At 64.7% G+C, this 22,860-nt stretch carries 20 protein-coding genes; all 20 read right to left on the bottom strand.

Annotation, left to right across the window (positions count from 1 at the left end):
* Window positions 1–42: 42 nt before the first annotated feature.
* Entirely contained in the window at window positions 43–582 is a 540-nt protein-coding gene (locus BDI24065_RS30100) for a F0F1 ATP synthase subunit delta (RefSeq protein WP_069246773.1), read from the bottom strand.
* Between the two features lie 2 nt (window positions 583–584).
* Entirely contained in the window at window positions 585–1,055 is a 471-nt protein-coding gene (locus BDI24065_RS30095; protein WP_011350523.1) for a F0F1 ATP synthase subunit B, read from the bottom strand.
* A gap of 129 nt (window positions 1,056–1,184) precedes the next feature.
* Window positions 1,185–1,457 (bottom strand): F0F1 ATP synthase subunit C, encoded by a 273-nt coding sequence (gene atpE / locus BDI24065_RS30090; protein ID WP_021160442.1) that lies wholly within the window; start codon window positions 1,455–1,457, stop codon window positions 1,185–1,187.
* 75 nt (window positions 1,458–1,532) lie between these two features.
* Entirely contained in the window at window positions 1,533–2,384 is an 852-nt protein-coding gene (gene atpB, locus BDI24065_RS30085) for a F0F1 ATP synthase subunit A (protein WP_174960089.1), read from the bottom strand.
* Between the two features lie 109 nt (window positions 2,385–2,493).
* Window positions 2,494–3,018: an ATP synthase subunit I gene (locus tag BDI24065_RS30080; protein WP_174916784.1), complete on the bottom strand. Its 525-nt coding sequence runs from the start codon at window positions 3,016–3,018 to the stop codon at window positions 2,494–2,496.
* Window positions 3,019–3,585: 567 nt separating this feature from the next.
* Entirely contained in the window at window positions 3,586–4,716 is a 1,131-nt protein-coding gene (locus BDI24065_RS30075; protein ID WP_175034305.1) for an SLC13 family permease, read from the bottom strand.
* 10 nt (window positions 4,717–4,726) lie between these two features.
* Window positions 4,727–5,620, bottom strand: coding sequence for a ParB/RepB/Spo0J family partition protein (locus tag BDI24065_RS30070; RefSeq protein ID WP_027788713.1), 894 nt, complete (start codon window positions 5,618–5,620; stop codon window positions 4,727–4,729).
* A gap of 31 nt (window positions 5,621–5,651) precedes the next feature.
* The gene (locus BDI24065_RS30065) at window positions 5,652–6,431 is read right to left on the bottom strand and encodes a ParA family protein (RefSeq protein WP_027788714.1); all 780 of its coding nucleotides are present in this window, start codon (window positions 6,429–6,431) and stop codon (window positions 5,652–5,654) included.
* A 56-nt stretch (window positions 6,432–6,487) separates the two neighbouring features.
* Entirely contained in the window at window positions 6,488–7,174 is a 687-nt protein-coding gene (gene rsmG, locus BDI24065_RS30060; protein ID WP_175034304.1) for a 16S rRNA (guanine(527)-N(7))-methyltransferase RsmG, read from the bottom strand.
* Window positions 7,171–9,141 (bottom strand): tRNA uridine-5-carboxymethylaminomethyl(34) synthesis enzyme MnmG, encoded by a 1,971-nt coding sequence (mnmG, locus tag BDI24065_RS30055; protein WP_175034303.1) that lies wholly within the window; start codon window positions 9,139–9,141, stop codon window positions 7,171–7,173. Before mnmG ends, rsmG begins: the two co-directional genes overlap by 4 nt.
* Before the next feature lie 600 nt (window positions 9,142–9,741).
* The gene (locus BDI24065_RS30050; protein ID WP_175034302.1) at window positions 9,742–10,497 is read right to left on the bottom strand and encodes an ABC transporter ATP-binding protein; all 756 of its coding nucleotides are present in this window, start codon (window positions 10,495–10,497) and stop codon (window positions 9,742–9,744) included.
* Window positions 10,497–12,281, bottom strand: coding sequence for a branched-chain amino acid ABC transporter ATP-binding protein/permease (locus BDI24065_RS30045; RefSeq protein WP_175034301.1), 1,785 nt, complete (start codon window positions 12,279–12,281; stop codon window positions 10,497–10,499). The genes BDI24065_RS30050 and BDI24065_RS30045 overlap by 1 nt, the downstream gene beginning before the upstream one ends.
* 4 nt (window positions 12,282–12,285) lie before the next feature.
* Complete coding sequence (locus BDI24065_RS30040) at window positions 12,286–13,341, bottom strand: branched-chain amino acid ABC transporter permease (protein WP_175034300.1); 1,056 nt, start codon at window positions 13,339–13,341, stop codon at window positions 12,286–12,288.
* A gap of 205 nt (window positions 13,342–13,546) precedes the next feature.
* Complete coding sequence (locus BDI24065_RS30035) at window positions 13,547–14,704, bottom strand: ABC transporter substrate-binding protein (protein ID WP_175034299.1); 1,158 nt, start codon at window positions 14,702–14,704, stop codon at window positions 13,547–13,549.
* A 1,158-nt stretch (window positions 14,705–15,862) separates the two neighbouring features.
* Window positions 15,863–16,837: a branched-chain amino acid ABC transporter permease gene (locus BDI24065_RS30030; protein ID WP_175034298.1), complete on the bottom strand. Its 975-nt coding sequence runs from the start codon at window positions 16,835–16,837 to the stop codon at window positions 15,863–15,865.
* A complete protein-coding gene (locus BDI24065_RS30025; RefSeq protein WP_043184865.1) occupies window positions 16,837–17,721 on the bottom strand; it encodes a branched-chain amino acid ABC transporter permease in 885 nt (294 codons plus the stop codon). Before BDI24065_RS30025 ends, BDI24065_RS30030 begins: the two co-directional genes overlap by 1 nt.
* 128 nt (window positions 17,722–17,849) lie before the next feature.
* Window positions 17,850–19,049, bottom strand: a complete 1,200-nt coding sequence (locus tag BDI24065_RS30020) for an ABC transporter substrate-binding protein (protein ID WP_175034297.1) — start codon at window positions 19,047–19,049, stop codon at window positions 17,850–17,852.
* A 77-nt stretch (window positions 19,050–19,126) separates the two neighbouring features.
* Window positions 19,127–19,882, bottom strand: a complete 756-nt coding sequence (locus BDI24065_RS30015; RefSeq protein WP_039351472.1) for an ABC transporter ATP-binding protein — start codon at window positions 19,880–19,882, stop codon at window positions 19,127–19,129.
* Complete coding sequence (locus tag BDI24065_RS30010) at window positions 19,879–20,658, bottom strand: ABC transporter ATP-binding protein (RefSeq protein ID WP_021160426.1); 780 nt, start codon at window positions 20,656–20,658, stop codon at window positions 19,879–19,881. Before BDI24065_RS30010 ends, BDI24065_RS30015 begins: the two co-directional genes overlap by 4 nt.
* Before the next feature lie 457 nt (window positions 20,659–21,115).
* Window positions 21,116–22,801, bottom strand: coding sequence for a GMC family oxidoreductase (locus BDI24065_RS30005; protein WP_175034296.1), 1,686 nt, complete (start codon window positions 22,799–22,801; stop codon window positions 21,116–21,118).
* Window positions 22,802–22,860: the final 59 nt, after the last annotated feature.

Here is a 22,860-nt window from a genome sequence, read left to right as displayed (position 1 = left end):
TTCGCTCCTGATAGTCAATTCTGTTGCGTGCCGGCGTGGCGCTCAGGCGGTCAACGCAGCCTGCATCGATGCGAGGCGCGCGCGAACCGAGGTGTCGAGCACTTCGTCGCCGACCGTCACGCGCACGCCGCCAATCAGCGACGAATCGACTGCGACCGTCGGTTTCAGCTTGCGCTTGAACTTGCGTTCGAGGCCCGAGACGAGACTCTCGAGATCCGTGCCGTTCAGCGGGAACGCGCTCACGATCTCGGCGTCGGCTGCACCTTCACGTTCGTTCTTGAGCGCCTCGAACTGCTCTGCGATTTCCGGCAGCAGCGCGATGCGATGATTGTCGACCAGCATCTGCACGAAGTTCTTCGCTTCGGCGCCAGCACCGAGCGGCGACTTCACCGCAGCAAGCAGCAACTCGGCTACTTGCGTGCGCGTCACCTTCGGGCTCGACGCGACCGACAGCACTTCCGGCAGACGCGCAACCTGGGCCAGCTCTTGCACGAGCGTGGACCAGGCGGCGATGTCACCGCCCTCGGCCACGCGGAACAGCGCTTCTGCGTAAGGGCGGGCGATGGTTGCAAGTTCGGCCATGATCAGAGCTCGGCTTTCAGTTGATTCAGCAGTTGGGCGTGGGCCGTTTGATCGACTTCGCGCTTCAGGATCTGCTCGGCGCCCTTCACGGCCAGCGTAGCGACTTCGCCACGCAGCGCTTCGCGCGCCTTCACGATTTGCTGTTCTGCTTCCGCCTTCGCCTGGGCGATGATGCGGGCGGCTTCAGCCTGGGCGTTGGACTTGATTTCCTCGGCGACCGCCTGGGCACGCTTTTCAGCGTCGGCGATGCGCTGCTGGCCGTCATTGCGGGCCTGCGCGAGTTCCTGGTCCACGCGCTTGTGCGCTGCGTCGAGTTCTGCCTTGCCCTTCTCGGCGGCGGCGAGGCCGTCGGCGATCTTCTTCGAACGTTCGTCGAGGGCGTTGATCAACGGCGGCCACACGAATTTCATCGTGAACCACGCGAGGACCAGGAACACGACCATTTGCGCAAACAGAGTTGCGTTGAGATTCACGGTGTTTCCTTATCTGCTATTCCGGAAAAATGAAACGGTAAGGCGCTCATCGAGTTGCATTCGATCAGCGCCCCAAGTCTCCGTTCCGCCCTGCGCCGGCTTGCGCCGGACGCATGTTTCCGAGAAACCTTAGCCTGCGACGAGCTTCGACAGGAGCGGGTTCGCGAACGCGAACAGCATTGCAACACCCACGCCGATCAGGAATGCCGCGTCGATCAGACCAGCCAGCAGGAACATCTTCGTTTGCAGCGGGTTGATGAGTTCCGGCTGACGTGCGCAGGCTTCGATGTACTTACCACCCATCAGCGCGATACCGATACAGGCGCCGATTGCACCCAGGCCGATGATGATGCCGATACCGATGGCGGTCAGACCCTGGATGTTGGCGATGTAAGCTTGCATGATCACTCCTTTGTGAAAAGACTTGGAACTGAGATTTAAAAAACTAAAACGGAAACTCTTTCTTGCACGCCGCGCTTAGTGCTTGTCGTGCGCCTGGCCGAGATACACCAGCGTCAGCATCATGAAAATGAATGCCTGCAACAGAACAATCAGGATGTGGAAGATTGCCCAGACGCTGCCCGCGATCACGTGGCCAACGAAGCCGAGGAACGTTGCGTCGCCACCGAAGCTCCACATGCTGCCGAGCAGGGCGATCAACAGGAACAACAGCTCACCCGCGTACATGTTGCCGAACAGCCGCATACCGAGGGAGACGGTCTTCGCGAGATATTCGACGATGTTGAGCGCGAGGTTCGGGATCCACAGCAGCGGGTGGGCGCCAAACGGTGCCGACAGCAGCTCATGCACAAAGCCGCCCGCGCCCTTGATCTTGATGCTGTAGTAGATCATCAGGACGAACACGCCGAGCGCGATGCCGAGCGTGCCGTTCAGGTCGGCCGTCGGGACGATGCGATGGTGGGAAATTACGTTCGACAGACCGAGCAGCTCGATGACGCGGCCCGGCAGGTCGACCGGCAGGAAGTCGAGGGAGTTCATCAGCGCGACCCACACGAACACGGTGAGCGCGAGCGGAGCGATGAAGGTACGATTGCCGTGAACGATGGCCTTCGATTGGTCTTCGACCATCTCGACGAGCATCTCGATGGCGCACTGGAAACGGCCCGGCACGCCCGACGTCGCCTTGCGGGCGGCCAGACGCAGCACGAGGATCGTCACGATGCCGCAAACGATCGACCAGAACAGCGTGTCGAGATTCCAGACGTGGATGTCGAAAATCGACGTCTGATGCGAGGTGGAGAAATTCTGCAAGTGGTGCGCAATGTACTCGGACGGATCCGGACCACGCGTGCCTTCGCTAGCTGCCATATCGTTAATGCCACCCAAATTGTCGAAAATCGTTTTGCCAGTTCCGCAACACGCTATTGCGGGAACGGGCCGGTGCGGTTCGTTGTCGAAACCGCACGCTGCTTGTTCCTTACCGCCAGGCCAGCGCGATCCAGTACGTCTTCAGCACGACGAGGTACGTGACGAGGAACGGCACCCAGTGCACGCCGGCCCAGCCGAACGCCACTGCTGCGAACATCCCGATCGTCAGGCCGAGCTTCAGGGCTTCGCCCATCACCCAGCTCATCACGGTGGCCGAGCCACCTGCCTTCAGTCGTGCCACGAACAACGCACTGGGCACCCAGCCAATCGCTCCGCCCAGAAACGCGGATTGCGCAGCGGCGCCCGGCGACTTCGAAAACAGCCACCACGCCAGCGTTGCAACCAGGGACAGAACCACTTGCGCGAATACCACCTTATAGGGGGTCACGCGCGAGGGCTTGCTCACGTTCGGGCCGAACAGCTTCTCGGCTTCTGCCCGTGTGAGCGGAACGATGTTGTTATCTTGCTGCTCGGCATCCCAGTCATCATCGAATTCGCGCCGCTCGCCGGCCGCCGAAGCGGTGCGTTGCGTGCGCTGATCATCGTGCCTGTCGTCCGGCGCCTGACCCGCCATCGCAATCTTCCGCAAAATCCTTGAACCCGACCCCAAGCTTTCTGAAAGCTTTCAGGGGTGCCTAGCTAACAAATCCGGGCGATTGTAAGCGATAGTTGCAAGTGATTCAAGGCTTTAGACGCAACAAAAACCTGCGTAAAACGACGCCTCATCATGTGAAAAAAGCCGCGATTCGACGAGGTACGATGACAGTTGTAAGGTCGCTTTCTTGCACCGGTATTTCTTGCTCGAAAAAATCCGGCGATGAGGGAATGGCGAGGAAACGATGCCCGGCGCGGGCGCGGGCGGAGCAGCACGATCGCCACCTGAAATCCAGGCTGCGACACGGCCCCGGCTCGCGCCCGGCATGAGGCGCCGGACAAGCGAAGCACCATGACCGCCAGGCCGCACCGGATGCCCGGGATTCGAACCGACGCCGCCGCATCGAAACATCCAATCAGTTGTCATGCCACCACAGTCGATCGACTGTGAATTGCCGCACTTATCAACAGTCCGCAATCAGCACGAATGCTGTGCGCCCTCCTCGCGCCCCGAATGACACACCTGTGCCACGCGCACCCGCATCACTCAACCGTGAACGAGCAGCCACGCGCCGAGTGCGGCGCTCACGAGCGCGAACGGAATCGAGACCAGGTGGAACGGCAGCCACATGCGCGGCTCCTTCGCGAGACGCACCGCGATCAGGTTCGCCAGCGAGCCGATCGCGAAACCGAACCCGCCGACCGAGACACCGAACGCGAGCGCGCGCCAGTCATGGGTGAACTCCGACAGCAGGATCGCGGCCGGCACGTTGCTGATGCCCTGCGACAGCACGGCACCGGCCGCGAAGACGCGCAGCGGTGAATCGAGACGCGCATGCGCAATCGCGTCATGGATGACGGGCAGCGCAGCCGCGCTGCGCAGCACGACGAACATCAGCACGAAGATCAGCAGCAGCAGCCAGTCGATCTTCAGGACTGCGTCACGTTTTACGACGAGCAGCATGATCGCGACGGCAACCAGGCCCGGCAACGGATGGTGCGCATCGGCGAGCAGCACGAATGCCGCGAACAGCACCGCCGCGATCAGCGCGTGCATGCGTTGGACGGGAATGGCGACGACGTCGCCGGACAGGTCGAGCGGCTTCGCGCGAAACGCGCATGCGGTCACCACGAGCAGCAGCGCCATCAGCGCGATCGCGAGCGGCCCGAGCGTGACCACGAAGCGGCCGAACGACACGCCGCTCAATTGCCACAGGAAGAGATTCTGGGGATTGCCGAGCGGCGTCGCGACGGACCCCGCATTGACGGCCAGCGCGACGACGATCACGAGCCGCCGGAACGGCAGCGGCGTCAGCGCACGCAGCGACACCATCAACGGCACGACGACGAACAGCGCGACGTCGTTGGTGAGCCACATCGACAGCAACGCGGCGAACCCAACGAGCAGCAGCGCGAGCCCGCGTTCCGAATGCACGTGATGCACGATGCGGTGCGCGAGCCACATCAGGCAGCCGGACAACTCGAGCGCCTTGGTCAGCATCAGCAGGCCCGCGAGCGTCGCGACCGTCTGCCAGTCGACGCGCTCGGCCAATACGGAAAATGGTTGCGGACGCACCCATTGCAGCACAATCAGGCCAAGCGCAAGCACCGATAGCACGGGCTCCTGCGCAAGCCAACCCAACCACCGGCGCAGTGCCGGTGTGTTCGTCTCCCCCATGCGCCGCCCTTTACTCTTCGGTTGCGACGTTGCCGCGCAGTCGCACGAGAATGCCTTCGAGTGCGTCGAGGTTGCCGAAGTCGATCGTCACCTGCCCTCGCCCGCGGCGGCCGAGCTTGATCTTCACGGTCGACGCGAGCAGGTCAGACAACTCCTCCTCGAGACGGCGCGTATCGCGGCCGCCGTCGTCCTTCGCGCGCGCCTTCACCGCCGGCGCTTCCTTCGTCGTATGCGTGACGAGCTTCTCGGTCTCGCGCACCGACATGCGCTTGTTGACGACCTGATGCGCGAGCGTGATCTGCGTGGCCGCATCGACGGCGAGCAGCGCACGCGCATGCCCCATGTCGAGATCGCCAGCCAGCAGCATCGTCTGCACCGGCGAAGCCAGGTTCAGCAGGCGCAACAGGTTCGACACCGCGCTGCGCGAACGGCCGACCGATTCGGCCGCCTGTTCGTGCGTGAAACCGAACTCGTCGAGCAAGCGCTGGATACCGTGCGCTTCTTCAAGCGGGTTCAGATCCTCGCGCTGGATGTTCTCGATCAGCGCCATTGCCGCGGCGGCCTGATCGGACACATCCTTCACGAGCACCGGCACTTCATCGAGACCGGCCAGGCGCGCCGCGCGGAAACGGCGCTCACCCGCGATGATCTCGTATTTATCTGATGAAATGGGCCGTACCAGGATCGGCTGCATCACGCCCTGTGCGCGAATGCTTGCCGCGAGCTCCTGCAGGCTGCCTTCGTCCATCCGCGTCCGCGGCTGGTACTTGCCGGCCTGCAGCTTGCCGAGCGCGAGCGTGTTCGGTGCCCCTTCGATCTTCACCGCTTCGGTGATATCGGCACTGCCGCCGAGCAGCGCTTCGAGGCCACGTCCCAAGCCCTTCTTCTTTGGTACCGCGTTCATGTCTTTCTTCCTCGCTTCGCTCATGTCCGGATCACGACACCTCGAACGCGCGAACGCGGTCGATCATCTCGGCACCGAACTGGAGATACGCTTGCGCACCGCGCGAGCTGCGGTCGAACACGACGCCCGGCAGCCCGTAACTCGGCGCTTCCGCCAGGCGCACGTTACGCGGAATCACCGCGTCGAACACCTTGTCGCCGAAGTGCGCTTTCAGTTGATCGGAGACTTGCTGCTGCAGCGTGATGCGCGGATCGAACATCACGCGCAGCAAGCCGATGATCTTCAGGTCGCGGTTCATGTTCGCGTGAACCTGCTTGATCGTGTTGACGAGGTCCGACAACCCCTCCAGCGCGAAGTACTCGCACTGCATCGGGATCACGACACCATGCGCCGCACACAGCCCGTTCAGCGTCAGCAGCGACAACGTCGGCGGGCAATCGATCAGCACGAAGTCGTAGTCGTCGGCCACGTGCTCGAGCGCAGCCTTCAGCCGGCGCTCGCGGTTGTCGATGCTGATCAGTTCGATCTCGGCACCGGACAGCTCGCGGTTCGCGGGCAGCACGTCGTAGGTAACGCCGTCCGGGCGGATACGCGCATCGGTCACCGATACGCCGTCGACCAGCACTTCGTACACGGTCGCTTCGCAGGCAGCCTTGTCGATCCCGCTACCCATCGTCGCGTTGCCCTGCGGGTCGAGATCGATCAGCAGGACTCGTTGCTCCTGCGCTGCAAGGCTTGCGGCGAGATTGACCGATGTCGTCGTCTTGCCGACGCCCCCCTTCTGGTTCGCAACGCAGAAGATCTTTGCCATCGTTGGTGTGTTCCCTTTACCTTCAAACAAACGGCGCGCTACTGCGCGCCTTCCCTTCAATTCGCCTCGTCGACGGCTACTTCGATCAGATGCCGTTCGGCATCGAGCATCGGTACCGCCAGCCGTATCGTCTGCTTGACGCGGCTGCCTTCCGGCAACCGTGCAATCTCGTCGTCCGGGTGAACACCCTTCATTGCCCAGATCGATCCGCCCGGCGCGACCAGATGTCGAGCAAGTTTAACGAAGTCGGACAGATCCGCGAAAGCGCGGGATACGATCATGTCGAATTTTTCCGGCACTTCGACACCCGGCTGCAGCGATTCGACCCGGCCGGTGACCACCGACAGGTTCGCGAGCTTCAGCTCCGCGCGCATCTGAGTCTGGAATGCAGACTTCTTCTGCACGATATCGTTCAGCGTGACCTGCCAATCCGGCTCGACGATCGCCAGCACGATACCCGGCAACCCACCACCCGAACCGACGTCGAGCACGCGGGCCGATGTACGGCCACGCAGATGCGGGACGATGGAAAGCGAATCGAGGATGTGCTGGATCAGCATCTGCTTCGGGTCACGGATCGCGGTCAGGTTGTAGACCGCGTTCCACTTGCCGAGCAGCGCGACGTAGTCGAGCAGCTGGTTGAGTTGTGCATCCGTCAGGGTGAGGTCGAGCGCCGTCGTGCCTTCGACGAGCATCTGTTCCAGTACATCCCGATTAACCGCCGGCGCGCGACGCGCCGTCATTGTTGCGTCGGGACGGTGCCGTCCCCCTGCTCCGTTGCCGCTTCGGCAGTGCCATTACGGCGACCCAGGCCGCGGCGCTTCAGGTGCACCATCAGCAGCGAGATCGCTGCCGGCGTGACACCCGAGATGCGCGATGCCTGCCCGATCGTCTCCGGCCGGAACTCGTTGAGCTTCTGGCTCACCTCGAACGACAGGCCACGGACTTCGCGGTAATCGATACCGTCCGGCAGGCGCGTATTCTCGTTCGCGTCGTTGCGTTCGATCTCCGATGCCTGGCGCTCGATATAGCCCTGATACTTGATGCCAATCTCGACCTGCTCCTTGATCTGCTCGAGCAGCACCGGATCGTCGGCCAGCGGCTCCGCGGGGCCGCATTCGCCGCCCTTCAGCCCACACACGCCGTCGTAGCTGATACCCGGACGGCGCAGCAGCTCGGCGAGGCTGTATTCATGGTCGATCGCCTTGCCGAGGAGCGCGGTCGCCTCTTCCGGCGGCAACGTCTTCGGCGTGACCCACGTCGACTTCAGGCGTTCGGTTTCACGTGAAACAGCGTCGCGCTTCCGGCTGAATGCGTCCCAGCGCGCGTCGTCGACGAGCCCCAGTTCGCGGCCCATCTCGGTCAGGCGCATGTCGGCATTGTCTTCACGCAGGCTCAAGCGATACTCGGCACGGCTCGTGAACATCCGGTACGGCTCGGCCACGCCACGCGTCACGAGATCGTCGACCAGCACGCCAAGGTAGGCCTGGTCGCGGCGCGGGCACCATGCGTCCTTCTCCTGCACGTAGCGGCCCGCATTGAGGCCGGCCAGCAGACCCTGCGCGGCCGCTTCTTCATAGCCGGTCGTGCCGTTGATCTGGCCCGCAAAGAACAGCCCGTTGATCGCCTTCGTCTCGAGCGACGCCTTCAGCGCGCGCGGGTCGAAGTAGTCGTACTCGATCGCATAGCCGGGGCGCAGGATATGCGCGTTCTCGAGGCCGCGCATCGAGTGCACGAGCTCGAGCTGGACGTCGAACGGCAGGCTCGTCGAGATCCCGTTCGGGTAGAACTCGTTGGTCGTCAGCCCTTCCGGCTCCAGGAAGATCTGGTGCGATTCCTTCGACGCGAACCGGTGAATCTTGTCCTCGATCGACGGGCAATAGCGCGGCCCGACGCCCTCGATCACGCCTGTATACATAGGCGAACGGTCGAGGCCGCCACGAATGATGTCGTGCGTGCGCTCGTTCGTGTGCGTGACCCAGCACGGCAGCTGCCGCGGATGCTGTTCCGCGCGGCCCAGGAACGAGAAGACGGGGACCGGATCGAGATCGCCCGGCTGTTCGGTCAGCTGCGAGAAATCGATCGAACGGCCGTCGATACGCGGCGGCGTACCGGTCTTCAGGCGGCCCTGCGGCAGCTTCAGCTCCTTCAGGCGCGACGACAGCGACACGGCCGCCGGATCGCCCGCGCGGCCGCCCGTGTAGTTGTTCAGGCCGACGTGGATCTTGCCGTCGAGGAACGTACCGGCGGTCAGCACGACCGCGCGGGCGCGGAAGCGGATGCCGATCTGCGTGACGGCGCCCACCACACGGTCGCCTTCGACCATCAGGTCGTCGACAGCCTGCTGGAACAGCCAGAGGTTCGGCTGGTTCTCGAGCCGATGGCGGATCGCGGCCTTGTACAGGATGCGGTCGGCCTGCGCACGCGTCGCGCGCACCGCCGGACCCTTCGACGAATTGAGGATCCGGAACTGAATACCGCTCTCGTCCGTCGCGGCTGCCATTGCGCCGCCCAGCGCATCGACCTCCTTGACCAGATGGCCCTTGCCAATACCGCCGATCGACGGATTGCAGCTCATCTGCCCAAGCGTTTCGATGTTATGGGTCAGCAGCAGTGTCTTCGCGCCCATGCGGGCGGACGCCAGCGCGGCTTCCGTGCCGGCATGACCGCCACCGACGACGATGACGTCAAATTCTGTGGGAAAAAGCATGGTGGATTCCGTCCGCAGGACTGCGCACGAACCTATCTGAGAAATGTATGGGCCGAATTATAGCGGGTTCGCTTTTCACCCGAATGCCGTCCGATTGGTAGGGTCTGTGCATTTCGACGATTTTTCAGCGATGCGCCGATGAATCTGTGGCTCAGCGCCTGCTCCGGCAATGCTTTCGGGCCGTCCGCCGCACATCGTTGTGCCTGTGCAAAGAACCGCCTGCCCGGATGCTTCACGTGGAACACGCCCCTATTCGACGCCTGTGACCCACGCAATCACCCTGGCGAAACACCCTGTGCAACTGCACCCGCCCTCTCCCCACAGAACTTCCGCTTGTTGGTCCGGCACTTATCCCCTGTGACTCGGCACATCGTCGGTCTGTGGAGCGAGCAGCAGCCAACTCCGAACGACACACCGGATCGCCGCCTGCGCTGTGGATACCTCACCCGCCGCCACTGCACAGAGCTTTTGACTGTTCCTCCGGTACTTATCCCCTGGTTGTTCACCGTCGATGCATCGGAGTCAGATCTCAATCCAAAAACAAAAACGGCGTGTTTCACGTGAAACACGCCGTCCGTTTCCCACCAACCGCGCCACCGATCAAGCCGTTTTCTTAGCCAACCCGAGGTACGTTTCGATCACACGCGGGTTCTGCGCGAGTTCGGCTGCGGGCCCTTCCAGCGCAAACTCGCCTGTCTCCAGTACATAGCCATAGTCGGAGATCTGCAGCGCAGCCCGCGCATTCTGCTCGATCAGCAGCGTCGCCACGCCCGTACCGCGCAACGCGCTGATGATATGAAAGATCTCCTTCACGATCAGCGGCGCCAGCCCGAGACTCGGCTCGTCGAGCATCAGCAAGTCGGGCTTGCCCATCAGTGCGCGGCCGACCGCGAGCATCTGCCGCTCGCCGCCGGATAGCGTGCCGGCCGCCTGCTTGCGCCGCTCCTTCAGCCGCGGAAACAGCACAAACACGTGATCGAGCTGGTCGAGGAAGTTCGCTTCACCGGCCTGCTTGCGCCGATACGCGCCCAGCACGAGGTTGTCCTCAACCGTCATCGTGCTGAACAGCTCCCGCTTTTCCGGCACGAGACACATCCCGCGCGCGACGCGCTGCTCGACCGGCAATGCACCGACGTCGTGACCGCGATACACGACCGCACCCGACGCATGCCCGGTCACCGGCAACGCGCCCATGATCGCGTTCAGCAGCGTCGATTTGCCGGCCCCGTTCGGGCCGATCACGCTGACGATCTGCCCCGCTCCGACCTTGATCGCCGCGCCGTGCAGCGCCTCCACCTTCCCGTACCGGACGGCCAGCCCGCGCACTTCGAGAATCGGCATCGTCGTGTCCGTCATCACTCCACCCCGCCCAGATATGCTTCGAGCACCGCCGGATCCTGCTGCACGTCCTGCGGCAGCCCTTCCGCGATCCGCGTGCCGAACTCCATCACCACCAGCCGGTCGGTGAGATTCATCACGAAATCCATGTCGTGTTCCACGAGCAACACGCTCATGCCTTCCGCCTTCAACCGCCGCAGCAGGTCGGCGAGTTGCTGCTTCTCCTGGTAACGCAGCCCGGCGGCCGGCTCGTCGAGCAGCAGCAGCGTCGGGTCGCAGCACAGCGCCCGCGCAATTTCGAGAATCCGCTGCTGGCCCAGCGCGAGGCTGCCCGCTTCGTCGTACATGTGCTTTTCGAGTCCGACGCGGCGAATCTGGCGTGCGGCCTCGGCCAGCAACTGCGCTTCCTCATGGGCATTGAGCCGGGCGACGCTGCGCCACACACCCGTGCGGCCGCGCAGGTGCGCACCGATCGCGACGTTCTCGAGCACCGTCATCGCCGGCAACAGCTTCACGTGCTGGAACGTCCGGCCGATGCCGCGACGGACGATCTGGCGCGATGTGAGCCCGTCGATGCGCTCGCCACGGAACGTGATCGTGCCGCCCGTCGGCTTCAGCACGCCCGTCACCAGGTTGAACGTGGTCGACTTGCCGGCGCCGTTCGGGCCGATCAGCCCGATGATCTGCCCCGCTTTCACGTCGAAGCTGACATCGTTGACGGCCACGAGCCCGCCGAACTGCTTGCGTGCGTTGTCGACGACGAGCAGCGGCTCGCCGGCCGCCGGTTTCGCGCGCTGTGGCAGCGGATCGGCGTGCTCGGGCACATGCGCGCGCGGCCCGCGCGGGAACAGCCTGGCAACGAACGGCCACACGCCCTGGCGCGCGTACTGCAGCAGCAGCACCATCAGCACGCCGAACACGATGATCTCGAAGTTGCCCTCCGAGCCGAGCAGCTTCGGCAGCAGCGTCTGCAGGTAGTCCTGCAGCACGGTCAGGATCGCTGCGCCGAGCACCGCGCCCCACACGTGCGACACGCCGCCGACCACCGCCATGAACAGGAACTCGATCCCGTGGTTCAGCCCGAACGGCGTCGGGTTCACCGCGCGTTGCAGGTGCGCGTACAGGAAGCCCGACACGGCCGCCAGCACCGCTGCATAGACGAAGATCACGACGCGCATCCACGCGGTGTTCACGCCCATTGCCTCGGCCATCACACCGCCGCCGCGCAGCGCGCGGATCGCGCGACCCGGGCGGCTGTTCAGCAGGTTCTGCACCGACACGATCGCGGCCAGCACGACGGCCCAGATCAGGAAGTACAGGCTGCGGCCGCTTTCGAGCTCGATGCCGAACAGGTTCAGCGCCGGAATCCCGTTGATCCCGTCGTACTTGCCGAGCAGTTCGAGGTTGCCGAACAGGTAGAACAGCGCGAGGCCCCATGCGATCGTGCCGAGCGGCAGGAAGTGGCCGGACAGCCGCATCGTGACCGCGCCAAGCACGAGCGCGACGAGCGCCGTCAGCACGACGCCGACGATCAGCGCGAGCCACGGCGATACGCCATAGCGCGTCGTCAGGAGCGCGGTTGCATACGCGCCGATGCCGACGAACGCGGCCTGCCCGAAGCTCGTCATCCCGCCGACGCCCGTCAGCAGCACGAGCCCGATCGCGACGATCGCGTAGAGGCCGATGTAGTTCAGCAGCGTGATCCAGTATTCCGGCACCTGCAGCGCACCGGGCAGCACCGGCAGCGCGAACAGCACCACGAGAAACACCCAGAAGGTCTTGTTGCGTACCATCGTCTTCATCGTGTCACTCCTCTTCCTCTTCCACGTGCGGCGTGGCGAAGCTCCGCCACAGCAGCACCGGAATGATCAGCGTGAACACGATCACCTCCTTGTAGGCGCTCGCCCAGAACGACGAATACGACTCGAGCACGCCGACGAGCAGCGAGCCGGCGGCCGCGAGCGGATAGCTGACGAGCCCGCCGATGATCGCGCCGACGAAACCCTTCAGGCCGATCAGGAAGCCCGAGTCGTAGTAGATCGTCGTCAGCGGGCCGACGAGGATCCCGGACAGCACGCCGAGCCCCGCCGCGAACGTGAACGCGAGCCGCCCTGCCTCGGTCGTGCCGATGCCGACGAGCCTGGCGCCGAGCCGGTTCACCGACGTCGCGCGCAGCGCCTTGCCGGCGATCGTGCGGCCGAAGTACACGTAGAGCGCGCCGATCAGCACGAGCGCCGTCACGACGACCAGAATGCTCTGCACCGACACGGTCATGCTGCCGATCGACAGCGACGCATCCGAGAAGCCGTTGGTGCGCGAACCTTCCGCGCCGAACATCACGAGCCCGAGGCCGACCATCGCGAAATGGACGGCGACCGACACGATCAGCAGCAGCAGCGTCGTGCCTTCGGCGATCGGCTGGTACACGAGCCGGTAGATGAACGGACCCATCGGCACGACGATCGCGAGCGTCAGCGCGATCTGCGCGAGCATCGGCAGCGGCTGCGCAGCAAAGCTGCGCGTGATCGCGAACACCGCGAGCGGCAGCAGGACGTAGCGGCTGCCGAGCGTCGCGAGCGTGCGGCCGAGCTGATGGCGTCGTTCGCGATGCCGGATCAGGCCGCCGACTTCGAGCAGGAAGCACGCGATGCCCATCACGAACAGCAGCCAGCAGGTGGCGGGAAATTTCTGCGCCTGCAACGCGGCAAGCGTCAGCGCACCGTAGGCGACGAATTCGCCCTGGGGAATGAAGATCACCCGCGTGACGGAAAACACCAGCACGAGCGCCAGCGACAGCAATGCATAAATGGCGCCGGTCGTGATGCCGTCTTGCGCGAGGATCGCTGCAATCGAGAGATCCATACGTTTCGTGTATCGAGAATGCTGCGGAGAAACGAAAGACGGGAACGGCCGGGGCGCATGGACGGCACGATCGGCGCGTCAGGCGCCACGCGGCGGGCCCGGTGGTTCCATACGGCATGGGCACGGGCGCGGCCCGTCGGGCCGGCACCCTGCCGACGGCATGCACGGCGCCATTCGCGCCGCGCATGCCGGTTTCACGTGATGCTTACTCGGCCTGCAGCTTCCACTTGCCGTCGACGATCTGCACCATCACGCGCGCACGCGTGTCGAAGCCGTTGTGGTCGGTCGGCGTCATGTTGATCACGCCGTGCGACACGGGCAGGTCCTTCACGTTCTCGATCGACGCGCGCAGCGCCTCGCGGAACGCCTCGGTGCCGGGCTGGCCCTTCTTCAGCGCGTCCGGAATCGCACGCTGCAGCAGCAGCCCCGCGTCCCACGCGTGGCCGCCGAACGTCGCCAGCGAGCCCGCGCCGTACGCCTTCTCGTACGCGGCCTTGTAGCCGAGCGCCGGCTTCTTCACCGGGTTCGAATCGGGCAGCTGGTCGGTCACGAGCACCGGGCCGGCCGGCAGGATCTCGCCTTCGCAGTCCTTGCCGCACACGCGCAGGAAGTCGTTGTTCGCGACGCCGTGCGTCTGGTACACCTTGCCCTTGTAGCCCCGCTCCTTCAGCGTCTTCGCCGGCAGCGCCGCCGGCGTACCCGAGCCGGCGATCAGCACCGCATCGGGATTCGAGCCCATCAGCTTCAGCACCTGCCCCATCACCGACGCGTCGGTGCGGTTGTAGCGTTCGTTCGACACGACCTTCAGGCCGTTCTTCGCGGCCGCCGCGTTGAACGTGTTGTACCAGCTGTCGCCGTACGCATCGGCGAAGCCGATGAAGCCGACCGTCTTCACGCCGTGCTTCGCCATGTAGCCGGCGATCGCGTCGGCCATCAGCTGGTCGTTCTGCGGCACCTTGAACATCCATGCGCGCTTCGCATCCATCGGCGCGATGATCTGGGCGCTCGCCGCGAGCGAGATCGTCGGCGTCTTGCCTTGCGAGACCGGGTCGAGCATCGCGAGCGAGTTCGGCGTGACGGACGAACCGATGATCGCGTCGACGTGGTCCTCGTCGATCAGCTTGCGCACGTTCTGCACCGCGCGGCTCGTATCGGATGCGTCGTCGAGCACGATGTACTGCACGCTCTTGCCCGCGATTTCCTTCGGCAGCAGCGCGATCGTGTTCTTTTCCGGAATCCCGAGCGACGCGGCCGGCCCGGTGGCCGACAGCGTCACGCCGATCTTCACCTGCGCCGACGCCGTTGCCGCCGCGCACACGAGGCCCGCGGCGAGCACGGCCTCCATCCATCGATTCATCTTCATTTACGTTGTCTCCAAACGCTGCTCGAAAAAGCCACGGGTCGCTCGGGCGGCTCCCGGTCCCCAAAACAAGTTAATAATTTAACTATCTCGCCTTGCCACGCCTACGCTCGTTTTCCCGTGAAACACCGCACCCGCGACGGCGCCCGGACGGCACCGCGCGCGGACGCACCGGCTGTCGGTCGAAACGGTCGTTCGACCGTCACGATGCGCAGCAGCGGTGTCGTCAGGATGAAGAAAGCGGAGAAATAAGCGGAGAAATAAGCGGAGAAATGCGGAATCGTGCGGGCAATCGATGCATGCGCAACGATCAAGGAAAGGCACGTCGATCCGGCCCGATACGGCCAGGCCCGCGAGCGGCGCACGATCGGGAAGCCGGCCGCTCATGCGCATGCAGATCTGAAACCCGATACGGATGCGCACGCAACGACCGGCGATGGCACCGGAACGTGCCTACAGGCCGCAGGACGGCTCGGGAAGGCCTCGGCAACAACAGGGCCACCCCACGACGAACGAACGGCACCAGCCGCCCTTCCTGCCCCGAACCATCGTCCTGCGCTGCTCATCCAACCGTACTCCCTCTTCTGCATTCTGCTTGTAGGAGAACTGCCGACCGATTTTCCCGACCGCGCGGTCGGCGAAAGCCGAGTGTAACGGACGCGTTTTGCGCACGCCAACCGGGTTAGCCCGAACGGCCAGCGCACGGCTGAGCGTCGTCTGCGAACGAATGAATGATGGGAAACGGGAAAACGGAGGGACGCGGCGAAGCGCGGAAGAATCGCGGAAGAAACGCGGTGCGAACGCAAACGCGGGATACGGCCACTGAGCAGGCCGATGCACCACCGGCGAAAATCCGTGCACGCAAATGAAAAAGCGCTGTTGGATTCCGTCCAACAGCGCTTTGGGGTCCGGGCACTTTGTGCCTCGATTGTCTCCTCGTTCTCCACCTGCAAATTCGTTTCGCGGTGCATCAGAACTGAGACGAAGATTAAATTACCTTTCACACTGCGACAACTTAGCATTTACCCCTATGGTGCATCGCCGCACGAAAATGGGGCAGCAGCCAGCCGCGCGGCGCCGGCCCGAGCCCGGTGACGCGCCCTTCCGGAGCACACCGGATGGTGCTTCGCATCAACCCGCCATGACGCGCGCCGCAAGCATTCAGGACGCCCTGAGCGGCTTGATCCGCGCGACCATCTCGCCGACGATGCCACGCCGGAACGCGAGCACGCACGCGATGAAGATCAGCCCCGTGACGATCGTCGCCGATTCGCCGAGCGAATGGAACCACGCGACGCCCGTCGTCGATGCGAGCCATTCGCCGATGTCGCCGAGCCGGTCTTCCAGTGCAACGATCAGCGCCGCGCCCAGCAGCGGCCCGAACAGCGTGCCCATCCCGCCGACGAGCGTCATCAGCACGACGAGGCCCGACATCGTCCAGTACGCGTCCGACAGCGTCTCGAAGCCGAGCACGAGCACCTTCAGCGAACCGGCCAGCCCCGCGATACCCGCGGACAGGATGAACGCGAGCAGCTTGAAGCGGTCGGTGTCGTAGCCGAGCGAGATCGCGCGCGCTTCGTTCTCCTTGATCGCGACGAGCACCTGGCCGAACGGCGAATGCACGACTCGCACGATGAACGCGCACGCGGCCACGACGACCGCCAGCACGACGTAGTACAGCGCGACGTCGTTCGACAGGTCGAGCAGCCCGAACAGGTGGCCGCGCGGCACGCCCTGCAGTCCGTCCTCTCCGTGCGTGAACGGTGCCTGCAGGTAGATGAAGTAGACCATCTGCGCGAACGCGAGCGTGATCATCGCGAAGTAGATGCCCTGCCGCCGGATCGCGAACAGCCCCACGACGAGCCCGAGCAGCGTCGCGGCCACGGTACCGGCGAGCACGCCGAGCTCCGGCGTGAAACCGAGCGTCTGCATCGAATAGCCGGTCGCATAGCCGGCGGTCGCGAGAAACATCGCATGACCGAACGACAGCAGCCCCGTATAGCCGATCAGCAGGTTGAACGCGGCCGCGAACAGCGCGAACGTCAGCACCTTCATCACGAACACCGGGTACGCGCCGATGAACGGCGCGGCGAGCAGTGCGGCGAGCAGCACGCCGTAAAGCACTTTTCTCTGCATCATTTTTCCTTGCCGAAGAGGCCCGCCGGGCGGAACAGCAGCACGATCGCCATGATCACGAACACGACGGTGGCCGATGCTTCGGGATAGAACACGCGCGTGAAGCCTTCGATCACGCCGAGCAGCAGGCCCGTGACGATCGAGCCGAGGATCGAGCCCATCCCGCCGATCACGACCACCGCGAACACGGTGATGATCATCGGCTGGCCCATCAGCGGCGACACCTGGATCACCGGCGCGGCCAGCACGCCCGCGAACGCGGCGAGCGCGACGCCGAAGCCGTAGGTGAGCGTGATCATCATCGGCACGTTCACGCCGAACGCCTCGACGAGCTTCGGGTTCTCGGTGCCCGCGCGCAGGTAGGCGCCGAGACGCGTCTTCTCGATCACGAACCACGTCACGAGACACACCGCGAGCGACGCGACGACCACCCACGCGCGGTAGTTCGGCAGGAACATGAAGCCGAGGTTGGTCGCGCCGGACAGCTGCGACGGCACGTCGTACGGCTGGCCCGACGAGCCGTAGATCGACCGGAACACGCCTTCGACGACCAGCGTGAGCCCGAACGTGAGCAGCAGCCCGTACAGGTGATCGAGCTTGTACAGCCAGCGCAGCATCGAGCGCTCGATCACGATCCCGAACGCGCCGACCACCAGCGGCGCGATCACGAGCATCGCCCAGTACGGCAGCCCGAAATACGACAGGCCCATCCACGCGAGCATCGCGCCCAGCATGAACAACGCGCCGTGCGCGAAGTTGATCACGTTGAGCAGCCCGAAGATCACCGCGAGCCCGAGGCTCAGGATCGCGTAGAACGAGCCGTTGACGAGCCCGAGCAGCAACTGGCTCAGCATCGCCGGCAACGGAATGCCAAAGATTTCCATCGACTTAGCCGTCAGAATGAGTTTCGTTGCGCACGCAACCTTCGTGCGTCGCGTACGCGGGCGGCGCAGCGGGCACATCGCTGCAGCCGCCACCGAGCGGCGCGCCCGCGCGCGCCGCTACGCCCTGCTTACTTCCACAGCGCGCAGCGCGATTCCTGCTTGGTCGCGAACGCCTGCTCGCCCGGAATCGTCGCGAGCACCTTGTAGTAATCCCACGGCTCCTTCGATTCCGACGGCTTCTTCACTTCCATCAGGTACATGTCGTGGATCATGCTGCCGTCCGTGCGGATGTAGCCCTTCGCGTAGAAGTCGTTGATCTTGATCTTCTTCAGCTCGGCCATCACCTTGTCGGAGTCGGTCGTGCCTGCGGCCTGCACCGCCTTCAGGTAGGTCGTCACCGACGAGTAGTCGGCCGCCTGCAGGCTCGACGGCATCTTCTTCATCTTGCCGAAGTAGCGCTGCGCCCACTGGCGCGACGCCGCGTCGCGATTCCAGTACCAGCTGTCGGTCAGCACGAGGCCCTGCGTCGTCTCGAGGCCGAGGCTGTGCACGTCGTCGATGAACATCAGCAGCGCAGCGAGCTTCATCGTCTTCGTGATGCCGAATTCCTTCGCGGCCTTGATCGCGTTGATCGTGTCGCCGCCGGCGTTCGCGAGGCCGAGGATCTGCGCCTTCGACGATTGCGCCTGCAGCAGGAACGACGAGAAATCCGACGCCGACAGCGGATGGCGCACCGCACCGAGCACCTGGCCGCCGTTCGCCTTCACGACATCCGACGTGTTCTTCTCGAGCGCCTTGCCGAACGCATAGTCGGCGGTCAGGAAGAACCACGTCTTGCCGCCCTGCTTCACCACCGCCGAACCGGTGCCCTTCGCGAGCGCCATCGTGTCGTATGCGTAGTGGACCGTGTACGGCGTGCACTGCTCGTTGGTGAGCGTGTCGGCGCCCGCGCCGATGTTGATGTAGACCTTCTTCTTCTCGGCCGCGACCTGGTTCATCGACAGCGCGGTGGCGGAGTTCGTGCCGCCGACCAGCAGGTCGAGCCCGCCGCGGTCCATCCATTCGCGCGCCTTCGACGCGGCGATGTCGGCCTTGTTCTGGTGATCGGCATAGACGACCTCGATCGGCTTGCCCAGTACCTTGCCGCCGAAGTCGGCCACTGCCATGCGGATCGCCTCGAGGCCGCCCTGCCCGTCGATATCCGCGTAAAGCCCTGACATGTCGGTGATGAAGCCGATCTTCACGGTATCCGCGGCCTGCGCGGCGCCGGCGGTGAACGCGGCAGTCGCGAGTGCGAGACAGGCGTGTGCGAGGGTCTTCATTTTCATTGACGTCTCCTGTTGTTCTGATGCGTTGTGGTTGTTCGAGGGCCGCCACGGCTAGCGGCAAGGGAAACGGGGCGGCGTCACACCCCGAGCAGGTCGTGCAGGGTCGGCATCTTGCTTTCCAGTTCGGCCGCCTGGAAATGTTCGACGATGCTGCCGTGCTCCATCACGTAGAACCGGTCGGCGAGCGGCGCGGCGAAGCGGAAATTCTGTTCGACCATCACGATCGTGTAGCCGCGCGCCTTCAGCGCGACGATCATCCGCGCCAGCGCCTGCACGATCACCGGTGCGAGGCCTTCGGAAATCTCGTCGAGCAGCAGCAGGTTCGCGCCGGTGCGCAGGATCCGCGCGACCGCGAGCATCTGCTGCTCGCCGCCGGACAGCCGCGTGCCCTGGCTCTGCCGGCGCGACGCGAGGTTCGGGAACATCGCGTAGATCTCGTCGATCGGCATCGCGTGCTCGCGCGGCCCGATCAGCGGCGGCAACATCAGGTTCTCCTCGCACGACAGGCTCGAGAAAATCCCGCGCTCCTCCGGGCAGTAACCGATGCCGTAATGCGCGATGCGGTGCGTCGCCAGGCCGATCGTCTCGTTGCCCGCGACCTTGATCGACCCGCTGCGACGCCCCGTGAGGCCCATGATCGCGCGCAACGTCGTCGTGCGGCCCGCGCCGTTGCGGCCGAGCAGCGTGACGACCTCGCCGCGATGCACCGTCAGGTCGACACCGTGCAATATGTGGGATTCCCCGTACCAGGCCTCCAGGCCCGTGATCTCCAGCGCGGGCGTACCGCTTTCGACGCCGCTCAATTCGCGTTCCTCCCGTTCGCTGTGCTTCATGCGTGCGCCCCCGCGAGCGCCGCGTCGGCACTGCCCATGTAGGCCTCGATGACGAGCGGATTCTTCGACACTTCCGCATACGAGCCTTCGGCCAGCACCTCGCCGCGTTGCAGCACGGTGATCGTGTCGGAGATGCCCGCGATCACGTTCATGTTGTGCTCGACCATCAGGATCGTGCGGCCGCTCGCGACCTTCTTGATCAGTGCGGTCACGCGATCGACGTCCTCGTGGCCCATCCCCTGCGTGGGCTCGTCGAGCAGCATCAGTTCGGGCTCCATCGCGAGCGTGGTCGCGATTTCCAGCGCGCGCTTGCGGCCGTACGCGAGTTCGACGGTCGGCACCTGCGCGAAATCGGTGAGTCCGACCTGCGTGAGCAGGTCCATCGCGCGATCGTCGAGCCGCTTCAGCGTGCGTTCGCTGCGCCAGAAATGGAATTCGGTGCCGAGCGCGCGCTGCAGGCCGATGCGCACGTTCTGCAGCGCGGTCAGGTGCGGGAAGACCGCCGAGATCTGGAACGAGCGGATGATGCCGCGCCGCGCAACCTGCGCGGGCCGCTCGTCGGTGATGTCGATGCCGTTGAAGACGATCTGGCCGGCCGTCGGCGTCAGGAACTTGGTGAGGAGGTTGAAACAGGTGGTCTTGCCCGCGCCGTTCGGTCCGATCAACGCATGGATCGCACCGCGACGCACACGCAGGTTCACGCCGTTGACGGCCGTGAAACCCCTGAATTCCTTGGTCAGTCCGCGTGTTTCCAGAATCGTGTCGCCGAGAATCATGTTCCCTTCCGTACGAAGTCAGGCGAAGCACCGGGAAGATTCGCGCGAAGCGGCCGCGAAACAGGTCAGCGGATAAGCAGGCTGCCCCGGGCGCCGTGTTACGCCTCGAGGGTGGTCTCCCGCGCCGACGCGTATGCACACTGCGCCACATTGTCTCGCCGTTGGTGCAGTGCAATCATCGGGATTTGCACTTATAGGGCTGGCCGCCATGTCGCACGCGGCTGTGCACGGTTTTTCACGCCGTTTTTTTGACACGTGCATCATCGTCCGTTGCCCTCCGCACGGGCCGGCAGGCACGCAACAAAAAAGCCGTGCGGCTGCACGGCTTGCATGGATCTCGTCGGCTAACCGATGCAATCGGCGCCATCGGCACCGGTTCTGCAACGGCAGCTTGTTTCGCATAGCGAATCAGCGGACGTCATCATGACGGCCCGCTGTCGTGCGCGTCAGCGCTCCGTCACGCGGCTGTCACCGCGGCCTCCGTGCGCACCGTCGTCGCTTCGCGCGCCGCGCGGCGATCGGCACGGATCATGTCGCTCGCGCGCTCGGCGATCATCAGCGTCGGCGAATTGGTGTTGCCCGATGTAATGCACGGCATCACCGATGCATCGACGATCCGCAGCCCGGCGATGCCGCGCACGCGCAGCCGGCTGTCGACCACCGCGCGCTCATCGTCGGCACGCCCCATCCGGCAGGTGCCGACCGGATGGAAGATCGTCGTGCCGACGGCGCCGGCCGCCTCGATCAGCTCCGCTTCGCTCCGGTACTGCAGGCCCGGCAGGATTTCCTCGGGACGATAGCGTGCGAGCGCCGGCGCGGACGCGATCCGGCGCGTGAGCCGCAGCGCGTTCGCGGCGACGTGGCGATCGTGGTCGGTCGACAGGTAGTTCGGCGCGATCGCGGGTGCCGCGCCCGGATCGGCGCTCGCAATATGCACGCTGCCGCGCGACGTCGGCCGCAGATGGCACACGGACGCCGTAAATGCGTTGAAGCTGTGCAGCGGCTCGCCGAAGCGTTCGAGCGACAGCGGCTGCACGTGGTATTCGAGATCGGGGCGCGTGAGCGCCGGATCGTCCGGATCGGATTTCGCGAACGCGCCGAGCTGCGACGGCGCCATCGACATCGGCCCGCGCTGCAGCAACGCATATTCGGCGCCGATCATCAGCTTGCCCCACCAGTGCGCGGACAGCGTGTTGAGCGTGCGCACGCCTTCGACGCGAAATGCCATCCGCAATTGCAGGTGATCCTGCAGGTTTTCGCCGACGCCCGGCAGATCCTGCACGACGTCGATGCCGAGCGCCTGCAGCCGCCGGCCGTCGCCGATACCCGACAGTTCGAGCAGTTGCGGCGAATTCACGGCGCCGGACGTCAGCAGCACCTCCGAGCGCGCCCGCGCGACGTAATCGGTGCCGCCGCCGTGGTATTCGACGCCCACCGCGCGCCGCCCGTCGAAGATCACGCGCTGCGCCTGCGCGCCGGTGATCACGGTCAGGTTCGGGCGTGCCATCGCGGGCCGCAGGAATGCCTTCGACGTATTCCAGCGCACGCCGCGCTTCTGGTTCACCTCGAAATAGCCGACCCCGGAATTGTCGCCGCGGTTGAAATCGTCGGTTGCCGGGATGCCCGTCTGCTGCGCGGCCTGCGCGAACGATTCGAGGATCTCCCAGCGCAGCCGCTGCTTCTCGACGCGCCAGTAACCGCCCGCGCCGTGCGCGTCGCTCTCGCCCGCATGATGATCCTCGCTGCGCTTGAAGATCGGCAGCACGCTGTCCCACGACCAGCCGGCGTCGCCGGTTTCCTGCGCCCAGCTGTCGTAATCCTCGCGCTGGCCGCGCATGTAGATCATCCCGTTGATCGACGAGCAGCCGCCGAGCACGCGGCCGCGCGGATACGACAGCGCACGGCCGTTGAGCGCCGCTTCGGGCTGCGTCTTGTACAGCCAGTCGGTGCGCGGGTTGCCGATGCAATACAGATAGCCGACCGGGATATGGATCCAGTGATAGTCGTCCTTGCCGCCCGCCTCGAGCAGCAGTACGCGGATGTCGGGATCCTCGGTCAGACGGTTCGCGAGCACGCAGCCCGCGGTGCCCGCGCCGACGATCACGTAATCGAATTCGCCTTCTAGCGTGCGTTGGGTAGTCACGTTTTGTCTCCTGTCACGCGGCGCAACGCCGCGCGTCATTTCCAGCATAGTGCGTCGCG

It is taken from the genome of Burkholderia lata, assembly GCF_902499025.1.
Taxonomy (GTDB): Bacteria; Pseudomonadota; Gammaproteobacteria; order Burkholderiales; family Burkholderiaceae; genus Burkholderia; species Burkholderia lata_C.
The sequence above is the reverse complement of the archived record's forward strand: the minus strand, read 5'-3'. Positions and strand labels throughout refer to the sequence as shown.